Raw genomic sequence first — 21,928 nt, forward strand, 5'->3', positions numbered from 1 at the left:
GAATGCGATCAACTGTGGGAGCGAGCTTGCTCGCGATGAGGCCGGTCCTGACACCAAAGAATCCACCGGTCGTACCCGGAGAACCGAAATGACTGACACAGCAATGTCCCCCGTCGAGTTCGAAGCAGCCCTGCGCGCCAAGGGCGCCTATTACCACATCTATCATCCGTATCACGTGGCGATGTATGAAGGCCGGGCAACGCGCGAACAGATCCAGGGCTGGGTGGCCAACCGCTTCTACTATCAGGTGAACATCCCGCTCAAGGACGCCGCGATCCTCGCCAACTGCCCGGACCGTGAGATTCGTCGCGAGTGGATTCAGCGCCTGCTCGACCATGACGGCGCCCCCGGCGAAGACGGCGGCATCGAAGCCTGGCTGCGTCTTGGGCAAGCGGTCGGCCTCGACCCGGATCAGCTACGCTCGCAAGAATTGGTACTGCCCGGCGTACGATTTGCCGTCGATGCCTACGTCAATTTCGCCCGTCGTGCCAGTTGGCAGGAAGCCGCCAGCAGCTCGCTGACCGAACTGTTCGCGCCACAAATCCACCAGTCGCGCCTCGACAGCTGGCCGCAGCATTACCCGTGGATCGACCCGACCGGTTATGAATATTTCCGCACTCGCCTGGGTCAGGCACGTCGCGACGTGGAACACGGCTTGGCGATCACCTTGCAGCACTACACGACTCGGGCCGGCCAAGAGCGCATGCTGGAAATTCTCCAGTTCAAACTGGACATTCTTTGGAGCATGCTCGATGCCATGAGCATGGCCTACGAACTGAAACGCCCGCCGTATCACAGCGTGACCGAGCAACGGGTCTGGCATAAAGGAATCACCTTATGAGTTTTGATCGCAGCAGGACCCCGACCTGGCGTCCCGGCTACCGCTACCAGTACGAACCGGCGCAGAAAGGTCATGTGCTGCTCTACCCGGAAGGCATGATCAAACTCAACGAAAGCGCCGCGCTGATCGGTGGTTTGATCGACGGCGAACGTGACGTCGCGGCGATCATCGCCGAACTGGACGCGCAGTTCCCCGGCGTACCCGAGCTCGGGGACGACATCGAGCAATTCATGGAGGTCGCCCGTGCTCAGCACTGGATCGAACTTGCCTGATTCCGCGTCAGACACGTTACCGCCCAAACCGGAAATCGGCCTGCCGCTGTGGCTGCTGGCCGAGCTGACCTATCGCTGCCCGCTGCAATGCCCGTACTGCTCCAATCCGCTGGACTTCGCCGAGCAAGGCAAAGAGCTGAGTACCGAGCAGTGGATCAAAGTGTTCCGCGAAGCGCGGGAGATGGGCGCGGCGCAGTTGGGCTTTTCCGGCGGTGAACCGTTGGTGCGTCAGGACCTCGCCGAGCTGATCACCGAGGCGCGCAAGCTGGGTTTCTACACCAACCTGATCACCTCCGGTATCGGCCTGACCGAGCAGAAAATCAGCGACTTCAAGAAGGCCGGCCTGGACCACATTCAGATCAGCTTTCAGGCCAGCGACGAGCAAGTGAACAACTTGCTGGCCGGCTCGAAAAAAGCCTTCGCCCAGAAGCTGGAAATGGCCCGCGCAGTGAAAGCCCACGGCTATCCAATGGTGCTGAACTTCGTGACCCATCGGCACAACATCGACAAGATCGACCGGATCATCGAGCTGTGCATCGCCCTTGAGGCGGACTTCGTGGAACTCGCCACGTGCCAGTTCTACGGTTGGGCGCAGCTCAATCGGGTCGGTCTGTTGCCGACCAAGGAACAACTGGTCCGCGCCGAACGCATCACCAACGAATACCGCGCCAAACTGGAAGCCGAAGGGCATCCGTGCAAGCTGATTTTCGTCACCCCGGACTATTACGAAGAGCGCCCGAAAGCCTGCATGAACGGCTGGGGCAGTATTTTTCTGACAGTCACGCCGGACGGAACCGCTCTGCCCTGTCACGGCGCCCGACAGATGCCGGTGCAGTTTCCCAACGTACGCGATCACAGCATGCAGCACATCTGGTACGACTCATTCGGCTTCAACCGCTTCCGCGGTTACGACTGGATGCCCGAGCCGTGCCGTTCCTGCGACGAGAAAGAAAAAGACTTCGGCGGCTGTCGCTGCCAGGCATTCATGCTCACGGGGGACGCGAGCAACGCCGACCCGGTGTGCAGCAAATCGGAACATCACGGCGTGATCCTCAAGGCTCGCGAAGAAGCCGAACACGCGACCCAGACCATCGAACAACTGGCCTTTCGCAATGAACGAAATTCACGACTCATCGCTAAAAGCTGAACCCTTCAGCGCTGCCAAGGCTGTCGCGGCCGGCATCGACTTCGCCGAGTTGCAGGTCGGCCGCCACGGCTTATTCTGGAACGAGTACCGCCCCGAGGACGCCGCCTGCCGGATCTGGCATTGGCGTGACGGCCAGGCGCATTGCCTGACGCCTGCGGGCTTCAGTGTGCGCAGTCGGGTGTACGAATATGGCGGCGGCGCGTTCTGTCTGACCGATGACGGGATAGTGTTCGTCAACGAAGCGGACCAACAGCTGTATCGGCAGTCGCTGGCCGGTGAGACACCTGAGTTACTGAGCTCAGGCGAATGCCGATACGGCGATCTGCAGTTCGCTAACGGGCAGGTATTGGCGGTTGAAGAAAACCGCGATCGGCATCGTCTGGTGGCTATCGATGTGGCTGACGGGGTACGTCATCTGCTGGCCGAAGGCGCCGACTTCTACGCCGCGCCGACGTTGAGTCCCGACGCGCAACGACTGGCGTGGATCGAGTGGAGCCGCCCGGATCAGCCATGGACCGCGACTCGCCTGATGGTTGCCGAACGCCAGAACGACGGCCGTTTTGCTATGCCGCGTTGCGTGGCGGGCGAAGACGCTGAGGAATCACTGCAACAACCGAGATTCGATACCAGCGGCCGTCTGTTTTGCCTGACAGATCGCGGCGGCTACTGGCAGCCTTGGGTGGAATCGGCAGACGGTCTGAGCCCGCTGCCGAGTGCCACCGCGGATCATGGACCAGCGCCGTGGCAGTTGGGTGGCTGCACCTGGTTGCCGCTGAGCGAAGGCCGCTATCTGGCGAGCTGGACCGAAGACGGATTTGGCAGACTGGGTCTTTGTGGTGACGCCGGTGAAGATTTCACCGGCGATTACAGCCGCTTCCGCTCTCTCGCACTGGATGAGCAGTTCATTTACTGCATCGCCGCTTCGCCAGTCAGTTCATCGGCAGTCATTGCCATCGACCGCCAGACCCGGCAAGTCAAAACACTGGCTGGCGGTATTGCACCGTTGCCTGCCGAGCAGATCAGCGTCCCGCAAACCCTGCGCTACCCGAGCGGTTCGGGCGAAGCACACGGATTCTTCTATCCCGCGATGACCGGTGACGCGAAACCGCCTCTGGTGGTGTTCATCCACGGCGGCCCGACGTCGGCCTGCTACCCCATGCTCGATCCACGTATCCAGTACTGGGCGCAACGTGGCTTCGCCGTGGCCGACCTCAACTACCGCGGCAGCAGTGGCTATGGCCGGGCTTATCGACAAGCGCTGCATTTGAGCTGGGGCGAAGTGGATGTGGAAGACGCCTGCGCCGTCGTCGCTCATCTTGCCGATCGCGGACTGATCGACGGCAACAAGGCGTTTATTCGCGGTGGCAGTGCTGGCGGCTACACCACTCTGTGTGCGCTGGCTTTTCACACAGTCTTCCGCGCCGGCGCCAGCCTGTATGGCGTCAGCGATCCTGTGGCGCTGGGTCGGACGACTCACAAGTTCGAAGGCGATTATCTGGATTGGCTGATTGGTGATCCGGTGCAAGATGCCGAACGCTACACCGCTCGAACGCCGTTGCTGCACGCGGGCAACATCCGTGTGCCGGTGATTTTCTTTCAGGGTGAGCTGGACGCTGTGGTGGTGCCGCAACAGACCCGCGACATGGTCACGGCGCTACAGGACAACGGCATTCTGGTGGAAGCGCATTACTACGCCGACGAACGCCATGGCTTTCGCAAGGCCGGCAATCAGGCCCATGCGCTGGAACAGGAGTGGTTGTTTTATCGAAGGGTGATGGCGTTGGTGGACTGAAGGTCGCGCTGAGTGCGGAAATTGCGGTGCCCCTTTCGCGAGCAAGTCGAATCGTCGCACCGCCACTCCCACACTGACCGAGTCCTCCCAGGGGAATACGGTCGAATGTGGGAGCGGGCCTGCTCGCGAAAGCGATCTATCTGACGCCAAGAAACTCAGCGTTTGGCGATGATGTACACCGCATGCACGATCCCGGGGATGTAACCGCACAGCGTCAGCAGAATATTTAGCCAGAACGCCCCGGCGAAACCGACTTGCAGAAACACACCCAGTGGCGGCAACAGAATGGCGATGATGATGCGAATAAAGTCCATAGGGTCAGCTCCTGATTAAAGTTGGCTCGTGTGAGCCTACAGCTAATCGACCTTTGCCGTTCGTCAGGGTTCAGTGCGGTTCTTCAGGCCAGTATCTCAAGACCGTGTTTCTGAACGATGCTCAGCAGCTTCAACGCCATGCCGCTGGGGTGCTTGTCTCCCGCTTCCCATTGTTTAACCGTCGAGGCGCTGGTGTTCAGGTAACGCGCAAACACTGGTTGGCTGACATTATTGCGCTCGCGTAGCGCTTTGATCTGCTCAGCGGGGATCGCATCTGGAACCGTTGCAAGACATGATTCATCGAACTCGCGCATGGTTGCCTTGCTGATTGCACCGATGGCAAACAAGGCACTGGCTGACTCGTATACCGATTCTAACGCCTCACTTTTGAATTTCTTACTCATAAAGAATCTCCATAAACTCCTTCGTATCCAGTAAGTACTGGACTTGCAGCTCTGTCAGCCCCTCGTAGGTCTTCGCCATTTTCCGAAAACCGATCAGATCGGCCTGACTGATATTGCTCTGATCTTTCTTGGCATACAGGAACTGATAAACCCAGTAGCCACTACCTTTGGCCAAGACAATTGATCGATGACGATTGGCATTCAAGCGCTTCTTCCAGACCCCACCGCCGAGATTGTCCGCCTGGCCATTGAGCATTTCGGTGAATGCTTCCCGAAGCTCGTCGTCATCGATCCAGGCCTTCCCGACCTGCATCGAAAAGCGTTTCGTTTTGAATAACCTTGGTGACATTGGCATCCCTTCCACAAAACATACCACCCAGTGGTATAGAAATCAAAGCCAGCTCCACCAACATATTGTTTCGCTGGCACCGGCATTCCTTGCCGACACCCGCTAAAAAGCCATTGATCCCAATACGGCTCAAGCACTGAAATGCATTTGGCAAAATGCAGAGACAAAAAAACGCCCCACGCCAAAAGAATCAGGCATGGGGCGATGCGTTATACCGCGAGACGGTTCGGGAATTCGTGTAGGGCGGGTCTGATTAGACGGCAATCCCTTTGCGGCACTGCAGTTGCGCAGTGCGCACGCGGGAGAAGGCGCGGGCCAGGCGCAGGAGCATTTCGTCGATGTTGGCTTTGCTGACGGTCAGGGCCGGAGTAAAGCGCAGGCAGTCAGGCTGCGGAGCGTTGAGCAGCAAGCCTTCGTACAGCGCCGCTTTGACGACGGCATCAGCCGATTCGTCGGACAAGGTAAGACCCCAGAACAGTCCTTTCCCGCGTAACTCGCCGTGACCATAGCGATGGGATAAACGCTGCAGACCTTCGCTCTGGTGCTGACCGGTTTCCCCGACATGATCGAGAAATCCCTTGTCCTGCACGCTGTCGAGGACGGCAAGACCGGCCGCCGTCATCAGCGCATTGCCATGATGAGTTCCTGTCACTTCACCGACGTCGAAACAGCAGGCTTTACCCCGCGCCAGCAACGCTGCCAATGGCACGCCACCACCCAGCCCTTTGCCGAGAACAACGATATCTGCCCGCACGCCGTAGGAATGTTCGGCGAGCAAAGTGCCGCAACGGCCGATACCGGTTTGCACTTCGTCAAAGATCAGCAGAATGCCCAGCTCACGGCACAGGCGCTCGACCCCTTTTAGGTAATGCTCGGTGGCCGGTATCACCCCGGCTTCGCTCTGGATCGGTTCGAGCATGATCGCCACGGTCTGGGCGTCGACGGCTGCATGCAAGGCCGGAAGATCATTGAACGGCACGTGACTGAAGCCCGGAAGGAGCGGCTCGAATCGGTTAGTCAGATTCGAACTGTCCGACGCCGAAATCGTCCCCAGACTACGACCATGGCAGCCGTTGTTGGCAACGATGATCCGCGAAGCCCCGCCGCGATGCCGTTGACCCCATTTGCGCGCCAGTTTGATCGCCGCTTCACAGGCTTCGCTGCCACTGTTGAGCAGATACGCCTGATCACTGCCGGTGCTGGAGCATAGGCGCTCAGCAAGATTGAGCATGCCGCGGTTATGCAGGCCGAAACCGGGATTAATCAGCGACTGAGCCTGCGCCGCGATGGCGTTGACCAGAACCGAAGGACTGTGTCCGAGGCTATTGGCCCCGCCACCCTGTGAGAAATCCAGATAAGCGCGGTCATCGCTGTCCCACAACCATGAGCCCTGGCCGCGCACGAATATCTGTTTCGGTCGCTCGACACTGGGCATCAGGCACTCGCTGGAAATATTGTCGCCTTGGGACGGCAAGAAGCCGTCCACGGCCAGGTCATCAAGACTCGGAGGATTGCGCCGCAAGCTGAACAAGTTCATCTGATCAAACCTCGTACGAGGTTTTTTGCCTTACCTATGTAAACACCCTCGAAGGAAACGGTATTCATCGCGCTCTGTGGCCCTGTAAGCCTTGTGAATGCGGTTAGACTAGGCTCAGCCAAGGCCTTGAGCCATTTCGATTTCCCAGCATTTTCGATAAGCATTCCTTATGGATTTCAAGCAACTGCGTTATTTCGTCGCGGTCTACGAAGAAGGTCATGTGGGCCGGGCTGCCGAGCGGCTTTCAATCTCCCAACCGGCGCTGTCCCAGCAGATCCGCCACCTCGAGCAAAACCTCGATGTGAGCCTGTTCGAACGCAGCAGCAAACGTCTGCTGCCCACCCTGGCTGCTCATACTTTGTACAACCATGCCCTGCCCTTGCTGGATGGATTGCAGCGGGCACGGGAAGCCTTGGGCAACTTCAAGGGTCAAGCGCTGCGCACGTTGGCGATCGGTGTATTGCAGACCGTCCATACCAGCCTGGTGCCGCAGATGCTCGAACGCGTGCGCAAGGCGCAGCCGCATTTGGTGGTGCAGATCTATGAACTGACGGGGCTGGAAATCGAGCGGCGCTTGCTCAACGGCTCTCTGGACATTGGCATCAGCTATCTGCCGCCTCGTCAGCCGGGGTTGCACGGCGTGATGCTGTACGAAGACGAGCTGACCCTGGTCATCCCGGCGGATCACCCGTTGCGGGAATTCAAGAAAGTGTCCATGAGTCAGGCCGCCGAATTGCCGATGTTGCTGCTGGGTGAAGAGTTTCAAGTGCGGCAGATCTGGCAGGCGCAATTGGCCAACCTGGGACGACGTCCGCAGGTACAGGCAGAACTGAACAACATGGCGGGGATTCTCGACAGTTTGCCGCACACGCGACTGGCGACGGTGTTGCCCGGACGCTCACAACAGGCACACGGCAACAAGGAACTGTTGTGGAAACCATTGAGCGAGCCGAGGGTGCCGCTGAAAGTTGGTTTGGTGTGTCGGGATGTGCAGCGACAACAGGCCTCGCTGGCCTTATTGCGTACGTTGCTGGAAGAAGTGATGAATGGCTCGGAGGGGCGTTTGAGCAGCCCGGCAACGCGGGATGAAATGAGCTGAGCACTTTTCTGCAGGCAAAAGAAAACCCCGCCGAAGCGGGGCTTTGCAGACTGTTTCCCTGACATCCATTTCACTCCGCCGTCCTGGCAGAATCCTACGTGTCCGTGTTGTTGCTTTGCGCTTCCTGCGCGACGTCCATGTGAAGTAGATTAGCTGTGGATCCAATCTTCATCTATGGGAGAAGAGCAGCACGTCATGTAAGAGAATGCTTACATGACGTTACATTGTCAGAACTGCCCTGCATCCAGCAGGAACAACGACTCGCTACCGGCCTTCACCGACGCGCTCAACGAGTGAATACGCGGCAGAAGGCGTGCGAAATAGAAGCGCGCCGTGCCCAACTTGCTCGCGTAGAAATCGTCCTGCGCCTCTTTGCCAAAAGCGGCCTTGGCCATCAGTGCCCACATGTACGCATACGACACGTAACCGAATGCTTGCAGATACTCGACCGAGGCAGCGCCGATTTCGTTCGGGTTGCTTTTCGCCCGATCGAGCAGCCACGCGGTCAGTTCGTCGAGGGTAGTTACCGCATCGTTCAGCGGCTTGGTGAACTCGGCCAGATCAGCACTGGCAGTCGCGGTGAAATGACGGATCTCGTCGGCAAACAGGTTGTAGAACGCCCCGCCGGTGCCGACGATCTTGCGTCCTACCAGGTCCAGCGCCTGAATGCCGTTGGTGCCTTCGTAGATCTGGGTGATGCGCACGTCGCGAACCAGTTGCTCCTGGCCCCACTCACGGATGTAACCGTGGCCGCCGAAAACCTGCTGGCCGTGAATCGTGGTTTCCAGACCCAGGTCGGTCAGGAACGCCTTGGCCACCGGGGTCAGCAAGGCCACCAAATCTTCCGCGCGTTTGCGGGTCGTGGCGTCTTCGCTGAACTTGGCGGTGTCCAGCTGCATGGCCACGTAGGTCGAGAAGGCACGACCGCCTTCGTTCGAGGCTTTCATGGTCAGCAGCATGCGACGCACGTCCGGGTGGACGATGATCGGGTCAGCGACCTTGTCCTTGTTCTGCGCGCCAGTCGGCGAACGGCTTTGCAGACGGTCACGGGCGTATTCGACGGCGTTCTGGTACGAACGCTCGCCACTGGCCAGGCCCTGGATACCGACGCCCAGGCGTTCGTAGTTCATCATGGTGAACATCGCGGCCAGGCCTTTGTTCGGCTCGCCGACCAGATAACCCACCGCCTCGTCGAAGTTCATCACGCAGGTCGCGGAGGCCTGGATGCCCATCTTGTGTTCGATCGAACCGCAGGTCGCCGGGTTGCGTGCGCCCAGGCTGCCATCGGCATTGACCATGAACTTGGGCACCAGGAACAACGAAATGCCTTTGGGCCCCGCCGGTGCGTCTGGCAGTTTGGCCAGTACCAAATGAATGATGTTCTCGGTCAGGTCGTGCTCACCGCCGGTGATGAAGATCTTGGTGCCGCTGACTTTGTAGGAACCGTCAGCCTGAGGATCTGCCTTGGTGCGGATGATCCCCAGGTCAGTACCGGCGTGTGGCTCGGTCAGGCACATGGAGCCGGCCCAAACGCCCGCGTACATGTTCGGCAGGTACGCGGCTTTCAGCGCTTCGCTGGCGTGGGCGTTGATCGACAGGCAGGCGCCCGCGGTCAGCATCGGGTACAGACCGAACGACAGGCTGGCGGAGTTGACCATTTCTTCGACCTGCGCCGAAACAGCCTTGGGCATGCCCATGCCGCCGTAGGTCGGATCGCCACCGACACCAACCCAACCGCCTTCAGCGTAAGTCTGATAAGCCTGTGGGAAACCTGCCGGCGTGGTGACGGCACCGTCCGCCCAATGACATCCTTCTTCGTCTGCCGCACGGCTCAGGGGCGCGATACTTTTGCTGGTGACCTTGCCGGCTTCTTCGAGAATGGCTTCGACCGTTTCAGCATCGACAGTCTCGGCCAGCGCAGGCAGCTCGGCCCAGAGTTTGGCGACCTCGAACACTTCATTGAGGACGAAGCGCATATCGCGCAGGGGCGCTTTGTAGTCAGCCATGGCAAACCTCGCAAGATCTAAACAGGTGATTCGTAGGAGTGGTGCTTTCGTTGGGTTCGAGTGTAACCCAACAACTTTTACGACACATAGGGTCAGCTCATGACCGTTTTGTTATTTTTAGTCACTGAAAAGCGAACCATTAAAGAAGCCCGCAACCAGGCGGGCTCTTTTACCTCGGCTTGAAACACTATAGTGCGAATAACTCCGCAGGCAGGCTCATCAGACAATCGCTGCCCGCCTCTATGGCCGCCCGATGAGCCGCCGTGCGTGGCAGCAAACGCTTGAAGTAAAACTCGCTGGTCGCCAGTTTTGCCTGGCAGTAATCAGCATCGCCACTGCCCGAATCGAGCTGCGCCTGAGCGACCAACGCCATGCGCAGCCAGAGATAGCCGAGGATGATGTAACCGCTGTACATCAGGTAATCCACCGACGCCGCGCCGACTTCATCCGGATTTTTCATCGCGGCCATGCCGACCCTGGTGGTCACCTCTCCCCACTGCTGATTCAGGTCGTTGAGCTGCGCCACGTAGCTGGCGAGTTGCGGATGTCCGGCGTTTGCCGCACAGAACTTGTGAACGATTTTGGTGAACCCGCGCAGCAATTTGCCTTGGCTGCCGAGGACTTTTCTGCCAAGCAAGTCCAGCGCCTGAATGCCGTTGGTGCCTTCGTAGATCGGTGCGATCCGGCAGTCGCGTACCAGCTGCTCCATGCCCCACTCGCGGATAAAACCGTGACCACCGAACACCTGCATGCCGTGGTTGGTCACTTCCAGTCCGGTATCGGTCATGAAGGCTTTGCAGATTGGTGTGAGGAACGCCAGCAGGTCTTCGGCATCCTGACGCGCCGTCACATCCGGGCTCAGATGCGCCACGTCCAGCAACTGCGCGGTGAAATAGGTCAGCGCCCGATTGCCTTCGTTGAAGGCTTTCATCGTCAGCAACATCCTGCGCACATCAGGATGAACAATGATCGGATCGGCAGCTTTTTCCGGCGCTTTCGGGCCGGTCAGCGCTCGCATCTGCAGTCGGTCGTTGGCGTATTTGATCGCGCCCTGAAAGCTCGCCTCCCCCAGACACAAGCCCTGCATGCCGGTGCCCAGTCGTGCATGGTTCATCATGGTGAACATGCAGTTCAGGCCCTTGTTCGGCTCACCGATCAAGAAGCCCTTGGCGTCGTCGAAGTTCAGCACGCAGGTAGCCGAGGCCTTGATGCCCATTTTGTGTTCGATCGAGCCACAGGAAACGCCGTTGCGCTCGCCCGCCTCACCTTCGTCGTTGGGTAGGAATTTAGGAACGATAAACAGCGAAATGCCCTTGGTGCCTGCCGGAGCATCCGGCAGTTTGGCAAGCACCAGATGAATGATGTTTTCACTCATGTCGTGCTCGCCGGCAGAGATGAAGATCTTGCTGCCGGAGATCGCATAGCTGCCGTCAGCCGCAGGCACGGCGCGGGTTTTGATGATGCCCAGGTCAGTGCCGCAATGAGCTTCGGTCAGGCACATGGTGCCGGTCCATTGGCCGGCGGTGAGTTTGCTCAGGTAAGTCTGTTTCTGTGCTTCAGTGCCATGGGCGTGGATCGCCGACATTGCACCGTGAGTCAGACCGGGGTACATGCCCCAGGAGGTGTTACTGGAGCCGACCATTTCGCTGATCACCAGCCCCAGTGAACTCGGCAAACCCTGGCCACCGTAAACCGGATCAGCCGCCAGACCATGCCAGCCACCTTCAACATATTGTGCGAAGGCCTGCTTGAAGCCTGTAGGCGTAGTCACCACGCCATTGTCGAAATGGCAGCCTTCTTCGTCGCCGCTTCGGTTCAGCGGTGCGAGAACGTTCTCACAGAACTTTGCACCTTCTTCGAGGATCGCATTGACCATGTCCGGGCTGGCATCGGTGGCGCCCAGCGCGGCGTAGTTGCTGTGAAAATCGAAGACGTGGTCGATCAAAAAGCGCATGTCGCGCAGGGGAGCTTTGTACTCAGGCATGGTCATTTCTCCGGCAGCAGATTCCCCAAACCTACTGCCGCGCACCCGGCCTCACAATCACAGTCCAGACGCTGAATGCGCCATCATCACTCAATCAGTAGCGGCATCCATGCGCACCGCACCACGACGGTTCTGACCGAATGCCACCACACAGTTGCGCCCCGCGCCCTTGGCACTGTAGAGCGCCTCGTCAGCGGACTTGAGCACTTTCTCGGGGGTGCGCTGCTCCAGTCGTTCGGCCACGCCAATGCTGACGGTGACCGACACACTTGAGGCGCCCGAGCCTGCGCGACGTTGACGACCTTGCTGGTCGTCCTGAGGACGGCTGTCCTGATTGCGCAGTTGAATGTTGTAGGTGGCGATGGACTCGCGGATGACTTCCAGGTGCGGCATGCACTCTTCGAGGGTCTTGCCTGCGAACACCAGGGCGAATTCCTCACCGCCGTAGCGATACGCCCTACCGCCTCCGCCGATTTTCGACAGCTTGCTGGCGACAAGTCGCAATACCTGATCGCCGACATCGTGACCGTGGGTGTCATTGAATTTCTTGAAGTGATCGACGTCGCTCATCGCCAGCACGTAATTGCGCCCCAATCGCTGCATCCGCTCGTTCAAGGCGCGGCGCCCCGGCAGGCCGGTAAGCTCGTCGCGGAAGGCCATTTGATAGGCCTCATGGGCGACCGCTGCGGCAATCATCAACATCACCTGACTGCACATGATGTTCAGGGTGAACGGCAGGATGAAGGTTTTCGGCAACATCCAGAACAACCCAAGCAAACCCACCAATTGGGCAGCATGCAAGGGTCTCGGGTTGCGCCAGTATTGCCAGGCCAGTAACGCAAACGAGGCGAAAAACACTGGATAAGACAACTGGATCAGACTCATCCAGGCGCCATGCAACGCTGGCCAGCGGATCTCCGACAGCCACATCAACAGCGCCTGCGGGTAACTTTGTTCCAGCCCCAACGCCACGCTACCGAAGGCCAGCAATACAGCGAAGCGCGCCACCATGTCCTGGAACAGGTGGGTGCGCTCCTGCCAGCCGGCGAACAAGCCATAGAGCAACGGCAGCAACAGGCAACACAGATGGAAGACCACTGCGGCGTCTTCACGAACCTTGCCGTTGTCGCGGTAATAGTCGGTCTGGGTGTCGAGCAGGAAGTAGGCGATGTACACCGTGACCATCAGAAACAGCTCACGCTGACGTCGGTAAACCGCGCAGTAAGCACCGCCGAGCAACAACACCAGGGTTGGCAGTACGTTGAACAGCGAGGTGAAAAAGACGTTCAGATCCTTCACGTACGCAGCCGCAAGCCCCGCGAGTAAAAGCAGTAATGACGGCAGGAAATGGCTGAAACGTACAGCGGAAGAACGCGGCAAGGGTAAAGCTCCGACCCGGCAAACAAAGATGGCATTGTGCCTGCTCTTCGAGCGACATGTCACATCGCCACCCTCTTTAACGGCAGCAAAGTCATTCTTCTTAGCGTTTTAGTCAGGAATATTTACGCGTAGATATCGCGCACAAAAAAGCCGCTGCTCCCGAGGAAGCAGCGGCTTTATGAAGCGACAGCGTAGGACTTAGTAACCCAGCGCGAAGTCTTCTTCTTTCATGTCCATCAGGTTGTTAGCGCCCGACAGCATGGTTACAACGTGAGTACGGGTACGCGGCAGGATGCGCTGGAAGTAGAAGCGCGCAGTCTGTAGCTTGGCGGTGTAGAACGCCGTTTCGGTGGTGCCGGCAGCCAGTTTCTCGGCAGCCAGACGCGCCATGTCAGCCCAGAAGTAAGCCAGGCAGGCGTAACCGGAGTACATCAGGTAATCCACCGACGCCGCGCCGACTTCTTCGCGGTCTTTCATGGCAGCCATACCGACCTTCATGGTCAGCTCGCCCCATTCTTTGTTCAGCGCAGCCAATGGCTCGACGAACTCTTTGACCGCTTCGTTGCCTTCGTTGGTCTGGCAGAACTTGTGGACGATCTTGGTGAAGCCTTTCAGGGCCTCGCCTTGAGTCATCAGCACTTTACGGCCCAGCAAGTCGAGTGCCTGGATACCGGTGGTGCCTTCGTACAGCATCGAAATACGGCTGTCGCGAACGTTCTGCTCCATGCCCCACTCGGCGATGAAGCCGTGGCCGCCGTAGATTTGCACGCCGTGGTTAGCGGATTCGAAACCGACTTCAGTCATGAAGGCCTTAGCGATCGGAGTCATGAAGGCCAGCAGTGCGTCGGCTTTCTTCTTCTCTTCTTCGTCCACGCCGTATTTAACGATGTCGACTTGCTTGGCGGTGAAGTAAACCATCGCACGGTTGCCTTCGGCGAAAGCCTTCATGGTCAACAGCATGCGACGTACGTCAGGGTGAACGATGATCGGGTCAGCCGCTTTTTCCGGCGCTTTCGGGCCAGTCAGGGAGCGCATTTGCAGACGATCACGAGCGTATTTCAAGCCGCCCTGGAAACCGATTTCGGCGTGAGCCAGACCTTGCAGCGCGGTGCCCAGACGTGCGGTGTTCATGAAGGTGAACATGCAGTTCAGGCCTTTGTTCGCCGGACCGATCAGGAAACCAGTGGCTGCGTCGAAGTTCATCACGCAGGTGGCGTTACCGTGGATGCCCATCTTGTGTTCCAGGGAACCACAGGTCACAGCGTTGCGTGCGCCGACCGAACCGTCTTCGTTCGGCATGAACTTGGGAACGATGAACAGCGAAATGCCTTTGGTGCCAGCCGGTGCATCCGGCAGACGTGCCAGCACGATGTGGACGATGTTGTCGGCCATGTCGTGTTCACCGGCCGAGATGAAGATCTTGGTGCCGGAGACTTTGTAGGAACCGTCGGCCTGAGGTTCGGCCTTGGTGCGCAGCATGCCCAGGTCGGTGCCGCAGTGCGGTTCGGTCAGGCACATGGTGCCGGTCCATTCGCCGGAAACCAGCTTGGTCAGGTAAGCCTCTTGCTGCTCAGGCGTGCCGTGCTCGGAAATAGTGTTCATCGCGCCATGGGACAGGCCTGGGTACATGCCCCACGACCAGTTGGCTTCGCCAACCATTTCGCTGACGGCCAGACCCAGAGATTCCGGCAGGCCTTGGCCGCCGTGCTCTACGTCATGGGCCAGGCTTGGCCAGCCGCCTTCGACGAATTGTTTGTAGGCTTCTTTGAAGCCCGTCGGGGTTTTAACGCCGGACTCGCTCCAGGTGCAGCCTTCGGTGTCACCCACGCGGTTCAGCGGAGCCAGCACCTGCTCACAAAACTTGGCGCCTTCTTCGAGAATGGCGTCAACCATGTCTGGAGTTGCGTCCTGGCAAGCCGGAAGGCTCTGATAGTGCGCTTCGTAGCCGAGCAGTTCGTCACGAACGAAGCGAATATCACGCAAGGGGGCCTTGTAGTCAGGCATAGCGATAAACCTCTGCTGATGTAACCGGGAATGAACGACCGCGTTGATTTGTTGTGGCGGTCAAACAGTTGTTTGAAACATACGTTTACGCCCAAATCTTGTCAAGCACCGATCTTTTGCCGTTTGTCATCATCCTTAGTAAAGCAACATTTAGAGCTCATCGTAGATCCGCGCTGATTCTGCGCCGCCCGATATCTCTGACAAATGAAAATCGGGTCAGACGAAGGGAGCCGGGACGCAAGAAGAGTTCGAGTCAGGAAAAACATCCCATCACTGCGCCTATACCCACCAGAAGAAACATCTGGCCCGGGAGGACAATACTATGGCCACAAAGGCCACAAATACCTGTCATTTATGACAGTTATCTATCTTCTTTTAATAGGTTTTCATTGTGTTTAAGACCTGCTCGGCGAGCAGCAGACAGACGACTTATTCACAGCCCCCACGGAACAGACATGAACAGTTCTATCAATCAGCCACAAGCAACGCAGGCGGGTGAGCACGATCCAACGTTCGGTAAAAACAGCGGTGGATTCACACCTGAAGGCAAAATTCCCAGCAGCGCCCGCGCACTGGCAGTGACTTCTGACGGAGAGCTCAATCTGGCAATCTCGGTAGACGGGGAGTATCTCTTTACCCGTGCCAGTGCTGACGGTTTCGGTATTGAAGGTTTCACGCCCACCCGAGGAAAATTCGAAAACGCCGGAACGTCGATACCCACTCGATTGCTATGGCAAAAGGATGACGGGAAAACGGTACTTATTGGCGACTCGATCACCAATGGCGTGAGCCGACCCGCCGTAACACGCTTCAATGCCAGTGGCAGCCCGGACCTGGTTTTCGGTCATCAAATCCTCGGTATTACTCCTGAAGGCGCTGTAGCTCCCGCGCGACCTCGCCGCATGACTGACGGCTGCCTGCAAGCAGACAAAATCCTCGTCACTTGCTGTTATCAACTGCCTCCCAACAATTCCCTCGATGTCATTAGCCGCCTTGCCCGCTTACAAAGTGACGGCCAATTGGACCCAACCTTCGGCGAAGGGGCAGGCTTCATCGACCTGCGATTCGGTAACTTCACCACTCACTCATCGAGTGTTCAGCTTCAACCGGATGGCAAGATCGTTGTAGGCGGAATGATCGTGGGTCAAGGTGATCTGCAAATAACGCTGTCCCGCTATAGCGCCGACGGTGTTCCAGACCTTGGTTTTGGAATAGAAGGTTATGCAAAGTGGGGAATCGCCAATCACAATTGCATCCTGGAACAAATGGTTGTTCAGAGTGACGGGAAATTGGTTTGCGCCGGTTACACGACAGGCCTCCAGCGCAGTTGCCTGTTGATGCGATTTGACACCCACGGGAACCTTGATCCGCAGTTCAATGACGGTAAGCCAGTGCTGATTCACGAGGGGCTAAAGCATCCCGAATGGAACACCGTTGCGATTCAACCCGATGGCAAGATTGTCGTTGCTGGCTCAACAGACACGGACGATAACGGCAAGCTTCTGATCATGGGGCGCTTCCTGCAAAACGGCACACTCGATTCAAGCTTCAAGGAAAAAGGCTGGGCAATTGTATCTGACGGTCTGTGTTGGGACGTTGCGATACAGCCCCGCACAAACAGAATTATCTCGGCTGGCGAAACAAACACCGCCCGTGAATTTCGCTATTCCTACGTTGTGGGGCTGCTTGGGCAGTAATTGATTCGCCTACTATCTTCAGTGCCCGCGCCTGTGGCACGGAACATGGGTTACGCGAAAGTATCAATCAACGTACCGAGCATTTCGTCAGAAGCCTTGGCGACTTTGACGCCCAGTTCTGCCTGGATCTTGCCTTGAGACATGTCAACCATATTGCTGGCCAAGTCTGATTGCCGGCTGCGATCAACCGAGCGCAGTCGGTCGACTTGAGCCTCGGAAGACTGGCTGGTGACCGAACGCTCGATCGTCGTGTTGGCGATCTGGCCAGAGGCTTGATCGACACGGTTCTGCCCTGTCTGAATAGTGCTCAGACCGGCATAAAAAGCGGTGTTTCCTGAGATTTCCATGGGAGAACTCGTCCTACAAAGGATCAACAGCAGTCATTGAAGCAGACCCACTGACAAAAGACCCGACAAAAACACTAATGGCACAGTGCCTTGTCATAGTTAAAACCCTAGTCCAGCAGATCCAGCTGCAGATACTCCGCCACCGCTTCAGCCGTCACCAACTTGAGTTTCGGCACTCGCCCAAGACACGGAGCGGGGATCCGCTCAGCGAGTGTCGCGAGGTTTTCTTCCAGGCGCGAAGTCTTTGGATCGATGATATTGGCCACCCACCCCGCCAACTGCAAACCGTCCTGAGCAATCGCCTCGGCCGTCAGCAGCGCATGGTTGATGCAACCCAGGCGCACACCCACCACCAGGATCACCGGCAGATCCAGCGCCATCGCCAGGTCCGACAGATTGTCCTGATCTGCCAAAGGCACCCGCCAGCCTCCAGCACCTTCGATCAAGGTGAAGTCCGCTTGCATATCGAGAATCTCCAGCATGGGCGTCAACAGTGATTGCACCGTCAATGCCACGCCGGCCTCCCGCGCAGCCAGATGCGGTGCGATCGGCGGTTCGAACGCCATAGGGTTGACCTGTGCATAAGTCAAAGGCACTGAGCACTCCGCCAGCAACGCCAACGCATCGGCATTGCGCAAGCCCTTGGGCGTCACATCGCAACCGGAGGCGACCGGTTTGCCCGCCGCCGTGCTCAAACCGGCCGACCGCGCGGCATGCAGCAAAGCTGCGGCAATGGTGGTCTTGCCGACATCGGTGTCAGTACCGGTGATGAAATAGGCTGCGCTCATAAGGGTTTCTCCAACACGGCGTAGACCACTTGATAAGTCGCCGGCAATCCTTTGGCCTGACGAAACCGCTCATAAGCCTCGATCAAACCGAGGATCCGCGCCCTGCCGGTCAAACCGCCCGGCCGACCGGGGTTCAGGTTGTGTGCGCCCAGCGCCTTCAGCTCATGGGTCAGGCTACGCACATCCGGGTAATGCAACACGTGCGGTCGGGTTTCCAGACTCGCGACGCTCAACCCACTGTCCGCGCAAAGCTGTTGATAAACCCCGAACTCGCGGAAGCGGTTGACGTGCACCATGCCATCCACCTGACGCCAGCTGTCACGCAGCTCTAACAGTGTGCCCACGCACAGACTAGCAAACGCGAAAATTCCGCCAGGTTTCAATACGCGATTGGCTTCACTGAGCACCGAAGCGAAGTCCGCACACCACTGCACTGCCAGGCTAGAGAAGATCAAATCGCAGGTCGAATCCTGCAACGGCAACCGCTCGGCATCGCCGGCGATGAAATGCGTTGCGCCACCCAATGGCCGAGCGTGATTGAGCATGCCTTCGGCGATGTCCAATGCCAGTCCGTGACTGGCAGGAAATCGCTCGCCCAATGCACGACTGAAATGCCCGGTGCCACAGCCCAGATCCAGCCACACACCCGGCACAAAGTCCTCAGGCAAACGACTCGACAATTCACTGCCAACGTCGCGCTGAAATTCGGCCACGCTGTCATAGCTTGCCGCCGCACGGGAAAAAGATGCCGCCACCTGGCGTTTGTCGGGCAAGCCGCCGGGCAGGTTGGGAAGGGATAAATCAGTCATCACCGGACTCATGCAAAAAGGCCTGAATCGCCCCCGCCACACCGTGAGGGTCTTCCAGAAGAAACGCGTGACTGGCCTGCTCGATCAGACCGATTTCAACATCCGGCAGCAATGTCAGCAGGTCGCCCGCCGCTTCGGCTGGAACCAGTCCATCGAGGCCGGCGAACAAGTGCAATTGCGGACCGCGGAACGCCTGCAAAGCCTGGCGGGTATCCAGTTGTGCGAGCAACTCCAGGCCGCTCATCAATACCTCTGCCGAAGTGTGTGGCGCGCCACCGAGCAACAGCCGAGACAACCCGCGCGGGTCTTCGGCCCCCTGAGCGCAGAGCAGCGAAAAACGCTTCAACGTCATGCGCGGATCGGCCTTGCAACCGGCCAGAAACGCATCGAAGGTTTCGGCAGGCATCGCGCTCGGCCATTGCTCATGGGCGACAAAAGAAGGATTGCTCGCCAGGGTCAGCAAGCCGCAGCAGCGATCGCCGCGCCGGGCCGCCAACTCTGAAGCGAGCATGCCGCCGAGCGACCAGCCGCCGAGCCAGGCGTCCTGAGGCAACGTCGAATCCAGCTCATCGAGCCACTCCTCAAGATCGCTTGATTCCAGTTCCGGCAACGGCTCGATCTCGACCCGCAAGTGTTCATCCAGTCCTTGCAACGCTGCCGCCAAGGGCTCCAGGGGAGAAATTCCGAGGCCCCAGCCGGGCAGCAGAATCAGACGGTCACGCATGGCTTGGCTCCGGTCCCAGTTGTTGAAAACAATCGGCCAGTCCATTTAACAATAGCTGTACCTGCGCCTCGCTGTGCGCGGCGGTCAGGGTCACCCGCAGTCGGGCGCTGCCGGCGGGCACGGTCGGTGGACGGATAGCCGTCACCATCAGACCGCGTTCACGCAGCATCTGCGACAGTCGAACCGCACGCCCGGCATCGCCGATCATGATCGGCTGGATCGGTGTGAAGCTGTCCATCAACTCCAGGCCGATTTGTTCGGCACCGTGGCGGAACTGGGCAATGAGCGTCTTCAGATGCTCACGCCGCCAGTGTTCGGTGCGCAGCAATTCGAGGCTTTTCAGCGTCGCGCAGGCCAGCGCCGGCGGCTGGCTAGTGGTGTAAATGTAGGGACGGGCGAACTGGATCAGGCCCTCGATCAGCTCTTCGCTGCCAGCCACAAAAGCCCCGGCGGTACCAAACGCCTTGCCAAGGGTGCCGACCAGTACCGGCACGTCTTCCTGGCTCAGGCCGAAATGCTCGACGATCCCGCCACCAGTGGCGCCCAGCGGACCAAAGCCGTGAGCGTCATCGACCATCAGCCAGGCACCTTTGGCTTTCGCCTCCCGAGCCAGCGCCGGCAGGTCGGCGATGTCGCCGTCCATGCTGAACACGCCGTCGGTGACCACCAGGGTATTGCCGGTCGCCTTCTCGAGACGCTTGGCCAGACTCGCCGCGTCGTTGTGCAGATAGCGATTGAAGCGCGCTCCGGACAACAGACCCGCATCCAGCAGGGACGCGTGATTGAGCCGGTCTTCCAGCACCGTATCGCCCTGCCCGACCAGCGCGGTGACCGCGCCGAGGTTGGCCATGTAACCGGTGGTGAACAACAGCGCGCGCGGTCGACCGGTGAATTCGGCCAGGGCCTCTTCCAGCGCATGATGCGGGCTGCTGTGGCCGATGACCAAATGCGACGCCCCGCCGCCGACGCCCCAACGGGCCGCACCGGCGCGCCAGGCTTCGATCACTTGCGGGTGATTGGCCAGGCCCAGGTAGTCGTTGTTACAGAACGCCAGTAACGGCTGACCATCGACCACCACTTCCGGGCCTTGAGGGCTTTCGAGCAATGGGCGTTGGCGGTAGAGATTTTCGGCACGACGGGCAGCAAGGCGCGCGCTGAGATCGAAAGACATGCGGACCTCGGGCAGTCAGATTACATAAATCAAATTGATCGCTACCCCTGTGGGAGCGAGCCTGCTCGCGATGACGGTGCCTCATTCAACATTGAAGTCGACTGAACTGGCGCCATCGCGAGCAGGCTCGCTCCCACAGGGGTTTTGCATTCATTCAGGAGATGAATGCAGGATTTCAGACAGCAGCGTTATAGAACTGCTCGCTGCTCTTCTGCTCAACCAGCGCTTGTTCGATCGCGGCCTGATGCACTTCGTCAGCGTGCTCTTCGCGCGCTTCCGGCAGGATGCCCAGGCGCGAGAACAGTTGCATGTCCTTGTCCGCCTGCGGGTTGGCGGTAGTCAGCAGTTTTTCGCCGTAGAAAATCGAGTTCGCGCCGGCGAAGAACGCCAGGGCCTGCATCTGCTCGTTCATCGCTTCGCGGCCGGCGGACAGGCGCACGTGGGATTGCGGCATCAGGATGCGTGCGACAGCCAGCATGCGGATGAAGTCGAACGGGTCGATATCGTCAGCATTTTCCAGCGGCGTACCGGCGACTTTCACCAGCATGTTGATCGGCACCGACTCTGGGTGCTCTGGCAGGTTGGCCAGCTGGATCAGCAGATTGGCGCGGTCATCGAGGGACTCGCCCATGCCGAGGATGCCGCCGGAGCAGATCTTCATCCCCGATTCACGCACGTAAGCCAGGGTTTGCAGGCGCTCGCTGTAGGTGCGGGTGGTGATGATGCTGCCGTAGAACTCCGGCGAGGTATCGAGGTTGTGGTTGTAGTAGTCGAGGCCGGCGTCGGCCAGTGCAACGGTCTGGTCCTGATCGAGACGACCGAGGGTCATGCAGGTTTCTAGGCCCATGGCTTTCACGCCTTTGACCATTTCCAGCACGTAAGGCATGTCTTTGGCCGACGGATGTTTCCACGCCGCGCCCATGCAGAAACGGGTCGAACCGATGGCCTTGGCGCGAGCGGCCTCTTCGAGGACCTTCTGCACTTCCATCAGCTTTTCTTTTTCCAGGCCGGTGTTGTAGTGACCGGACTGCGGACAATATTTGCAATCTTCCGGGCAGGCACCGGTCTTGATCGACAGCAGCGTCGACACCTGGACCCGATTGGCGTCGAAATGCGCGCGGTGCACCGTCTGCGCCTGAAACAACAGGTCATTGAATGGCTGAACGAAGAGTGCCTTGACTTCGGCCAAAGACCAGTCATGACGCAGGGTTGCAGTGGTGCTGGCGCTCATGGGCGTTTCCTTTGTTTTATGCTTGGCAAGCG

At 58.7% G+C, this 21,928-nt stretch carries 20 protein-coding genes; 6 read left to right on the top strand and 14 right to left on the bottom strand.

Annotated elements, in window-relative coordinates; translation table 11 throughout:
* Positions 1-88 precede the first annotated feature (88 nt).
* Genes pqqC through ACYZTZ_RS25435 form a run of 4 tightly spaced genes read left to right on the top strand, consistent with a single transcriptional unit; the run spans position 89 to position 4,052 of the window.
* Positions 89-841: a pyrroloquinoline-quinone synthase PqqC gene (pqqC, locus tag ACYZTZ_RS25420; RefSeq protein WP_462000028.1), complete on the top strand. Its 753-nt coding sequence runs from the start codon at positions 89-91 to the stop codon at positions 839-841.
* A complete protein-coding gene (gene pqqD, locus ACYZTZ_RS25425) occupies positions 838-1,113 on the top strand; it encodes a pyrroloquinoline quinone biosynthesis peptide chaperone PqqD (protein ID WP_056741288.1) in 276 nt (91 codons plus the stop codon). The genes pqqC and pqqD overlap by 4 nt, the downstream gene beginning before the upstream one ends.
* Complete coding sequence (gene pqqE, locus ACYZTZ_RS25430; protein ID WP_462000711.1) at positions 1,106-2,260, top strand: pyrroloquinoline quinone biosynthesis protein PqqE; 1,155 nt, start codon at positions 1,106-1,108, stop codon at positions 2,258-2,260. The genes pqqD and pqqE overlap by 8 nt, the downstream gene beginning before the upstream one ends.
* Positions 2,226-4,052 (top strand): alpha/beta hydrolase family protein, encoded by a 1,827-nt coding sequence (locus tag ACYZTZ_RS25435; protein WP_462000029.1) that lies wholly within the window; start codon positions 2,226-2,228, stop codon positions 4,050-4,052. Before pqqE ends, ACYZTZ_RS25435 begins: the two co-directional genes overlap by 35 nt.
* Positions 4,053-4,207: 155 nt before the next feature.
* On the opposite strand, the gene ACYZTZ_RS25440 is transcribed toward ACYZTZ_RS25435, so the two are convergent.
* From ACYZTZ_RS25440 to ACYZTZ_RS25455, 4 genes are all read right to left on the bottom strand, one after another.
* Positions 4,208-4,366, bottom strand: coding sequence for a YqaE/Pmp3 family membrane protein (locus ACYZTZ_RS25440; protein WP_007904205.1), 159 nt, complete (start codon positions 4,364-4,366; stop codon positions 4,208-4,210).
* Positions 4,367-4,449: 83 nt separating this feature from the next.
* Complete coding sequence (locus ACYZTZ_RS25445; protein WP_462000030.1) at positions 4,450-4,770, bottom strand: helix-turn-helix domain-containing protein; 321 nt, start codon at positions 4,768-4,770, stop codon at positions 4,450-4,452.
* Entirely contained in the window at positions 4,763-5,119 is a 357-nt protein-coding gene (locus ACYZTZ_RS25450) for a type II toxin-antitoxin system RelE/ParE family toxin (protein WP_462000712.1), read from the bottom strand. The genes ACYZTZ_RS25445 and ACYZTZ_RS25450 overlap by 8 nt, the downstream gene beginning before the upstream one ends.
* A gap of 253 nt (positions 5,120-5,372) precedes the next feature.
* Positions 5,373-6,656: an aspartate aminotransferase family protein gene (locus ACYZTZ_RS25455; protein ID WP_462000031.1), complete on the bottom strand. Its 1,284-nt coding sequence runs from the start codon at positions 6,654-6,656 to the stop codon at positions 5,373-5,375.
* A gap of 169 nt (positions 6,657-6,825) precedes the next feature.
* On the opposite strand from ACYZTZ_RS25455, the gene ACYZTZ_RS25460 reads away from it, so the two are divergent.
* The gene (locus tag ACYZTZ_RS25460) at positions 6,826-7,755 is read left to right on the top strand and encodes a LysR family transcriptional regulator (RefSeq protein WP_046045351.1); all 930 of its coding nucleotides are present in this window, start codon (positions 6,826-6,828) and stop codon (positions 7,753-7,755) included.
* A 227-nt stretch (positions 7,756-7,982) separates the two neighbouring features.
* Here ACYZTZ_RS25460 and ACYZTZ_RS25465 read toward each other — a convergent pair whose 3' ends face one another.
* The 4 genes from ACYZTZ_RS25465 to ACYZTZ_RS25480 all read right to left on the bottom strand — a co-directional run bounded on the left by ACYZTZ_RS25465 (position 7,983) and on the right by ACYZTZ_RS25480 (position 15,129).
* Positions 7,983-9,761 (bottom strand): acyl-CoA dehydrogenase C-terminal domain-containing protein, encoded by a 1,779-nt coding sequence (locus tag ACYZTZ_RS25465; protein WP_462000032.1) that lies wholly within the window; start codon positions 9,759-9,761, stop codon positions 7,983-7,985.
* A 187-nt stretch (positions 9,762-9,948) separates the two neighbouring features.
* A complete protein-coding gene (locus ACYZTZ_RS25470) occupies positions 9,949-11,745 on the bottom strand; it encodes an acyl-CoA dehydrogenase C-terminal domain-containing protein (RefSeq protein WP_462000033.1) in 1,797 nt (598 codons plus the stop codon).
* A 90-nt stretch (positions 11,746-11,835) separates the two neighbouring features.
* Positions 11,836-13,125 (bottom strand): GGDEF domain-containing protein, encoded by a 1,290-nt coding sequence (locus tag ACYZTZ_RS25475; RefSeq protein WP_462000034.1) that lies wholly within the window; start codon positions 13,123-13,125, stop codon positions 11,836-11,838.
* 198 nt (positions 13,126-13,323) lie between these two features.
* Positions 13,324-15,129, bottom strand: coding sequence for a phenylacyl-CoA dehydrogenase (locus ACYZTZ_RS25480; protein ID WP_056741279.1), 1,806 nt, complete (start codon positions 15,127-15,129; stop codon positions 13,324-13,326).
* 455 nt (positions 15,130-15,584) lie between these two features.
* Between ACYZTZ_RS25480 and ACYZTZ_RS25485 the strand changes: the two genes are divergently transcribed.
* On the top strand, positions 15,585-16,826 hold the full coding sequence (locus ACYZTZ_RS25485) for a hypothetical protein (RefSeq protein ID WP_462000035.1): 1,242 nt from the start codon (positions 15,585-15,587) through the stop codon (positions 16,824-16,826).
* Positions 16,827-16,876: 50 nt separating this feature from the next.
* On the opposite strand, the gene ACYZTZ_RS25490 is transcribed toward ACYZTZ_RS25485, so the two are convergent.
* The 6 genes from ACYZTZ_RS25490 to bioB form a co-directional block, all read right to left on the bottom strand.
* Positions 16,877-17,173 carry a pyrroloquinoline quinone biosynthesis protein PqqE gene (locus tag ACYZTZ_RS25490; RefSeq protein WP_462000036.1) on the bottom strand — a complete coding sequence of 99 codons (297 nt, stop codon included), beginning with the start codon at positions 17,171-17,173 and terminating at the stop codon, positions 16,877-16,879.
* 107 nt (positions 17,174-17,280) lie between these two features.
* A complete protein-coding gene (gene bioD / locus ACYZTZ_RS25495; RefSeq protein WP_462000037.1) occupies positions 17,281-17,961 on the bottom strand; it encodes a dethiobiotin synthase in 681 nt (226 codons plus the stop codon).
* Positions 17,958-18,770: a malonyl-ACP O-methyltransferase BioC gene (bioC, locus tag ACYZTZ_RS25500; protein WP_462000038.1), complete on the bottom strand. Its 813-nt coding sequence runs from the start codon at positions 18,768-18,770 to the stop codon at positions 17,958-17,960. The genes bioD and bioC overlap by 4 nt, the downstream gene beginning before the upstream one ends.
* Positions 18,763-19,494, bottom strand: a complete 732-nt coding sequence (locus ACYZTZ_RS25505; protein WP_046052400.1) for an alpha/beta fold hydrolase — start codon at positions 19,492-19,494, stop codon at positions 18,763-18,765. Before ACYZTZ_RS25505 ends, bioC begins: the two co-directional genes overlap by 8 nt.
* Positions 19,487-20,665: an 8-amino-7-oxononanoate synthase gene (bioF, locus tag ACYZTZ_RS25510; RefSeq protein ID WP_462000039.1), complete on the bottom strand. Its 1,179-nt coding sequence runs from the start codon at positions 20,663-20,665 to the stop codon at positions 19,487-19,489. Before bioF ends, ACYZTZ_RS25505 begins: the two co-directional genes overlap by 8 nt.
* 175 nt (positions 20,666-20,840) lie before the next feature.
* Positions 20,841-21,896 (bottom strand): biotin synthase BioB, encoded by a 1,056-nt coding sequence (bioB, locus tag ACYZTZ_RS25515; protein WP_008147151.1) that lies wholly within the window; start codon positions 21,894-21,896, stop codon positions 20,841-20,843.
* Positions 21,897-21,928: the final 32 nt, after the last annotated feature.

Source organism: Pseudomonas sp. LB3P58, assembly GCF_054897895.1.

Excerpts from the sequence above, each read along its gene's own strand:
- pqqC (WP_462000028.1), top strand. The coding sequence starts at position 89 with ATGACTGACACAGCAATGTCCCCCGTCGAGTTCGAAGCAGCCCTGCGC.
- pqqD (WP_056741288.1), top strand. The coding sequence starts at position 838 with ATGAGTTTTGATCGCAGCAGGACCCCGACCTGGCGTCCCGGCTACCGC.
- ACYZTZ_RS25435 (WP_462000029.1), top strand. The coding sequence starts at position 2,226 with ATGAACGAAATTCACGACTCATCGCTAAAAGCTGAACCCTTCAGCGCT.
- ACYZTZ_RS25440 (WP_007904205.1), bottom strand. The coding sequence starts at position 4,366 with ATGGACTTTATTCGCATCATCATCGCCATTCTGTTGCCGCCACTGGGT.
- ACYZTZ_RS25445 (WP_462000030.1), bottom strand. The coding sequence starts at position 4,770 with ATGAGTAAGAAATTCAAAAGTGAGGCGTTAGAATCGGTATACGAGTCA.
- ACYZTZ_RS25450 (WP_462000712.1), bottom strand. The coding sequence starts at position 5,119 with ATGTCACCAAGGTTATTCAAAACGAAACGCTTTTCGATGCAGGTCGGG.
- ACYZTZ_RS25455 (WP_462000031.1), bottom strand. The coding sequence starts at position 6,656 with ATGAACTTGTTCAGCTTGCGGCGCAATCCTCCGAGTCTTGATGACCTG.
- ACYZTZ_RS25460 (WP_046045351.1), top strand. The coding sequence starts at position 6,826 with ATGGATTTCAAGCAACTGCGTTATTTCGTCGCGGTCTACGAAGAAGGT.
- ACYZTZ_RS25465 (WP_462000032.1), bottom strand. The coding sequence starts at position 9,761 with ATGGCTGACTACAAAGCGCCCCTGCGCGATATGCGCTTCGTCCTCAAT.
- ACYZTZ_RS25470 (WP_462000033.1), bottom strand. The coding sequence starts at position 11,745 with ATGCCTGAGTACAAAGCTCCCCTGCGCGACATGCGCTTTTTGATCGAC.
- ACYZTZ_RS25480 (WP_056741279.1), bottom strand. The coding sequence starts at position 15,129 with ATGCCTGACTACAAGGCCCCCTTGCGTGATATTCGCTTCGTTCGTGAC.
- ACYZTZ_RS25485 (WP_462000035.1), top strand. The coding sequence starts at position 15,585 with ATGAACAGTTCTATCAATCAGCCACAAGCAACGCAGGCGGGTGAGCAC.
- ACYZTZ_RS25490 (WP_462000036.1), bottom strand. The coding sequence starts at position 17,173 with ATGGAAATCTCAGGAAACACCGCTTTTTATGCCGGTCTGAGCACTATT.
- bioD (WP_462000037.1), bottom strand. The coding sequence starts at position 17,961 with ATGAGCGCAGCCTATTTCATCACCGGTACTGACACCGATGTCGGCAAG.
- bioC (WP_462000038.1), bottom strand. The coding sequence starts at position 18,770 with ATGACTGATTTATCCCTTCCCAACCTGCCCGGCGGCTTGCCCGACAAA.
- ACYZTZ_RS25505 (WP_046052400.1), bottom strand. The coding sequence starts at position 19,494 with ATGCGTGACCGTCTGATTCTGCTGCCCGGCTGGGGCCTCGGAATTTCT.
- bioF (WP_462000039.1), bottom strand. The coding sequence starts at position 20,665 with ATGTCTTTCGATCTCAGCGCGCGCCTTGCTGCCCGTCGTGCCGAAAAT.
- bioB (WP_008147151.1), bottom strand. The coding sequence starts at position 21,896 with ATGAGCGCCAGCACCACTGCAACCCTGCGTCATGACTGGTCTTTGGCC.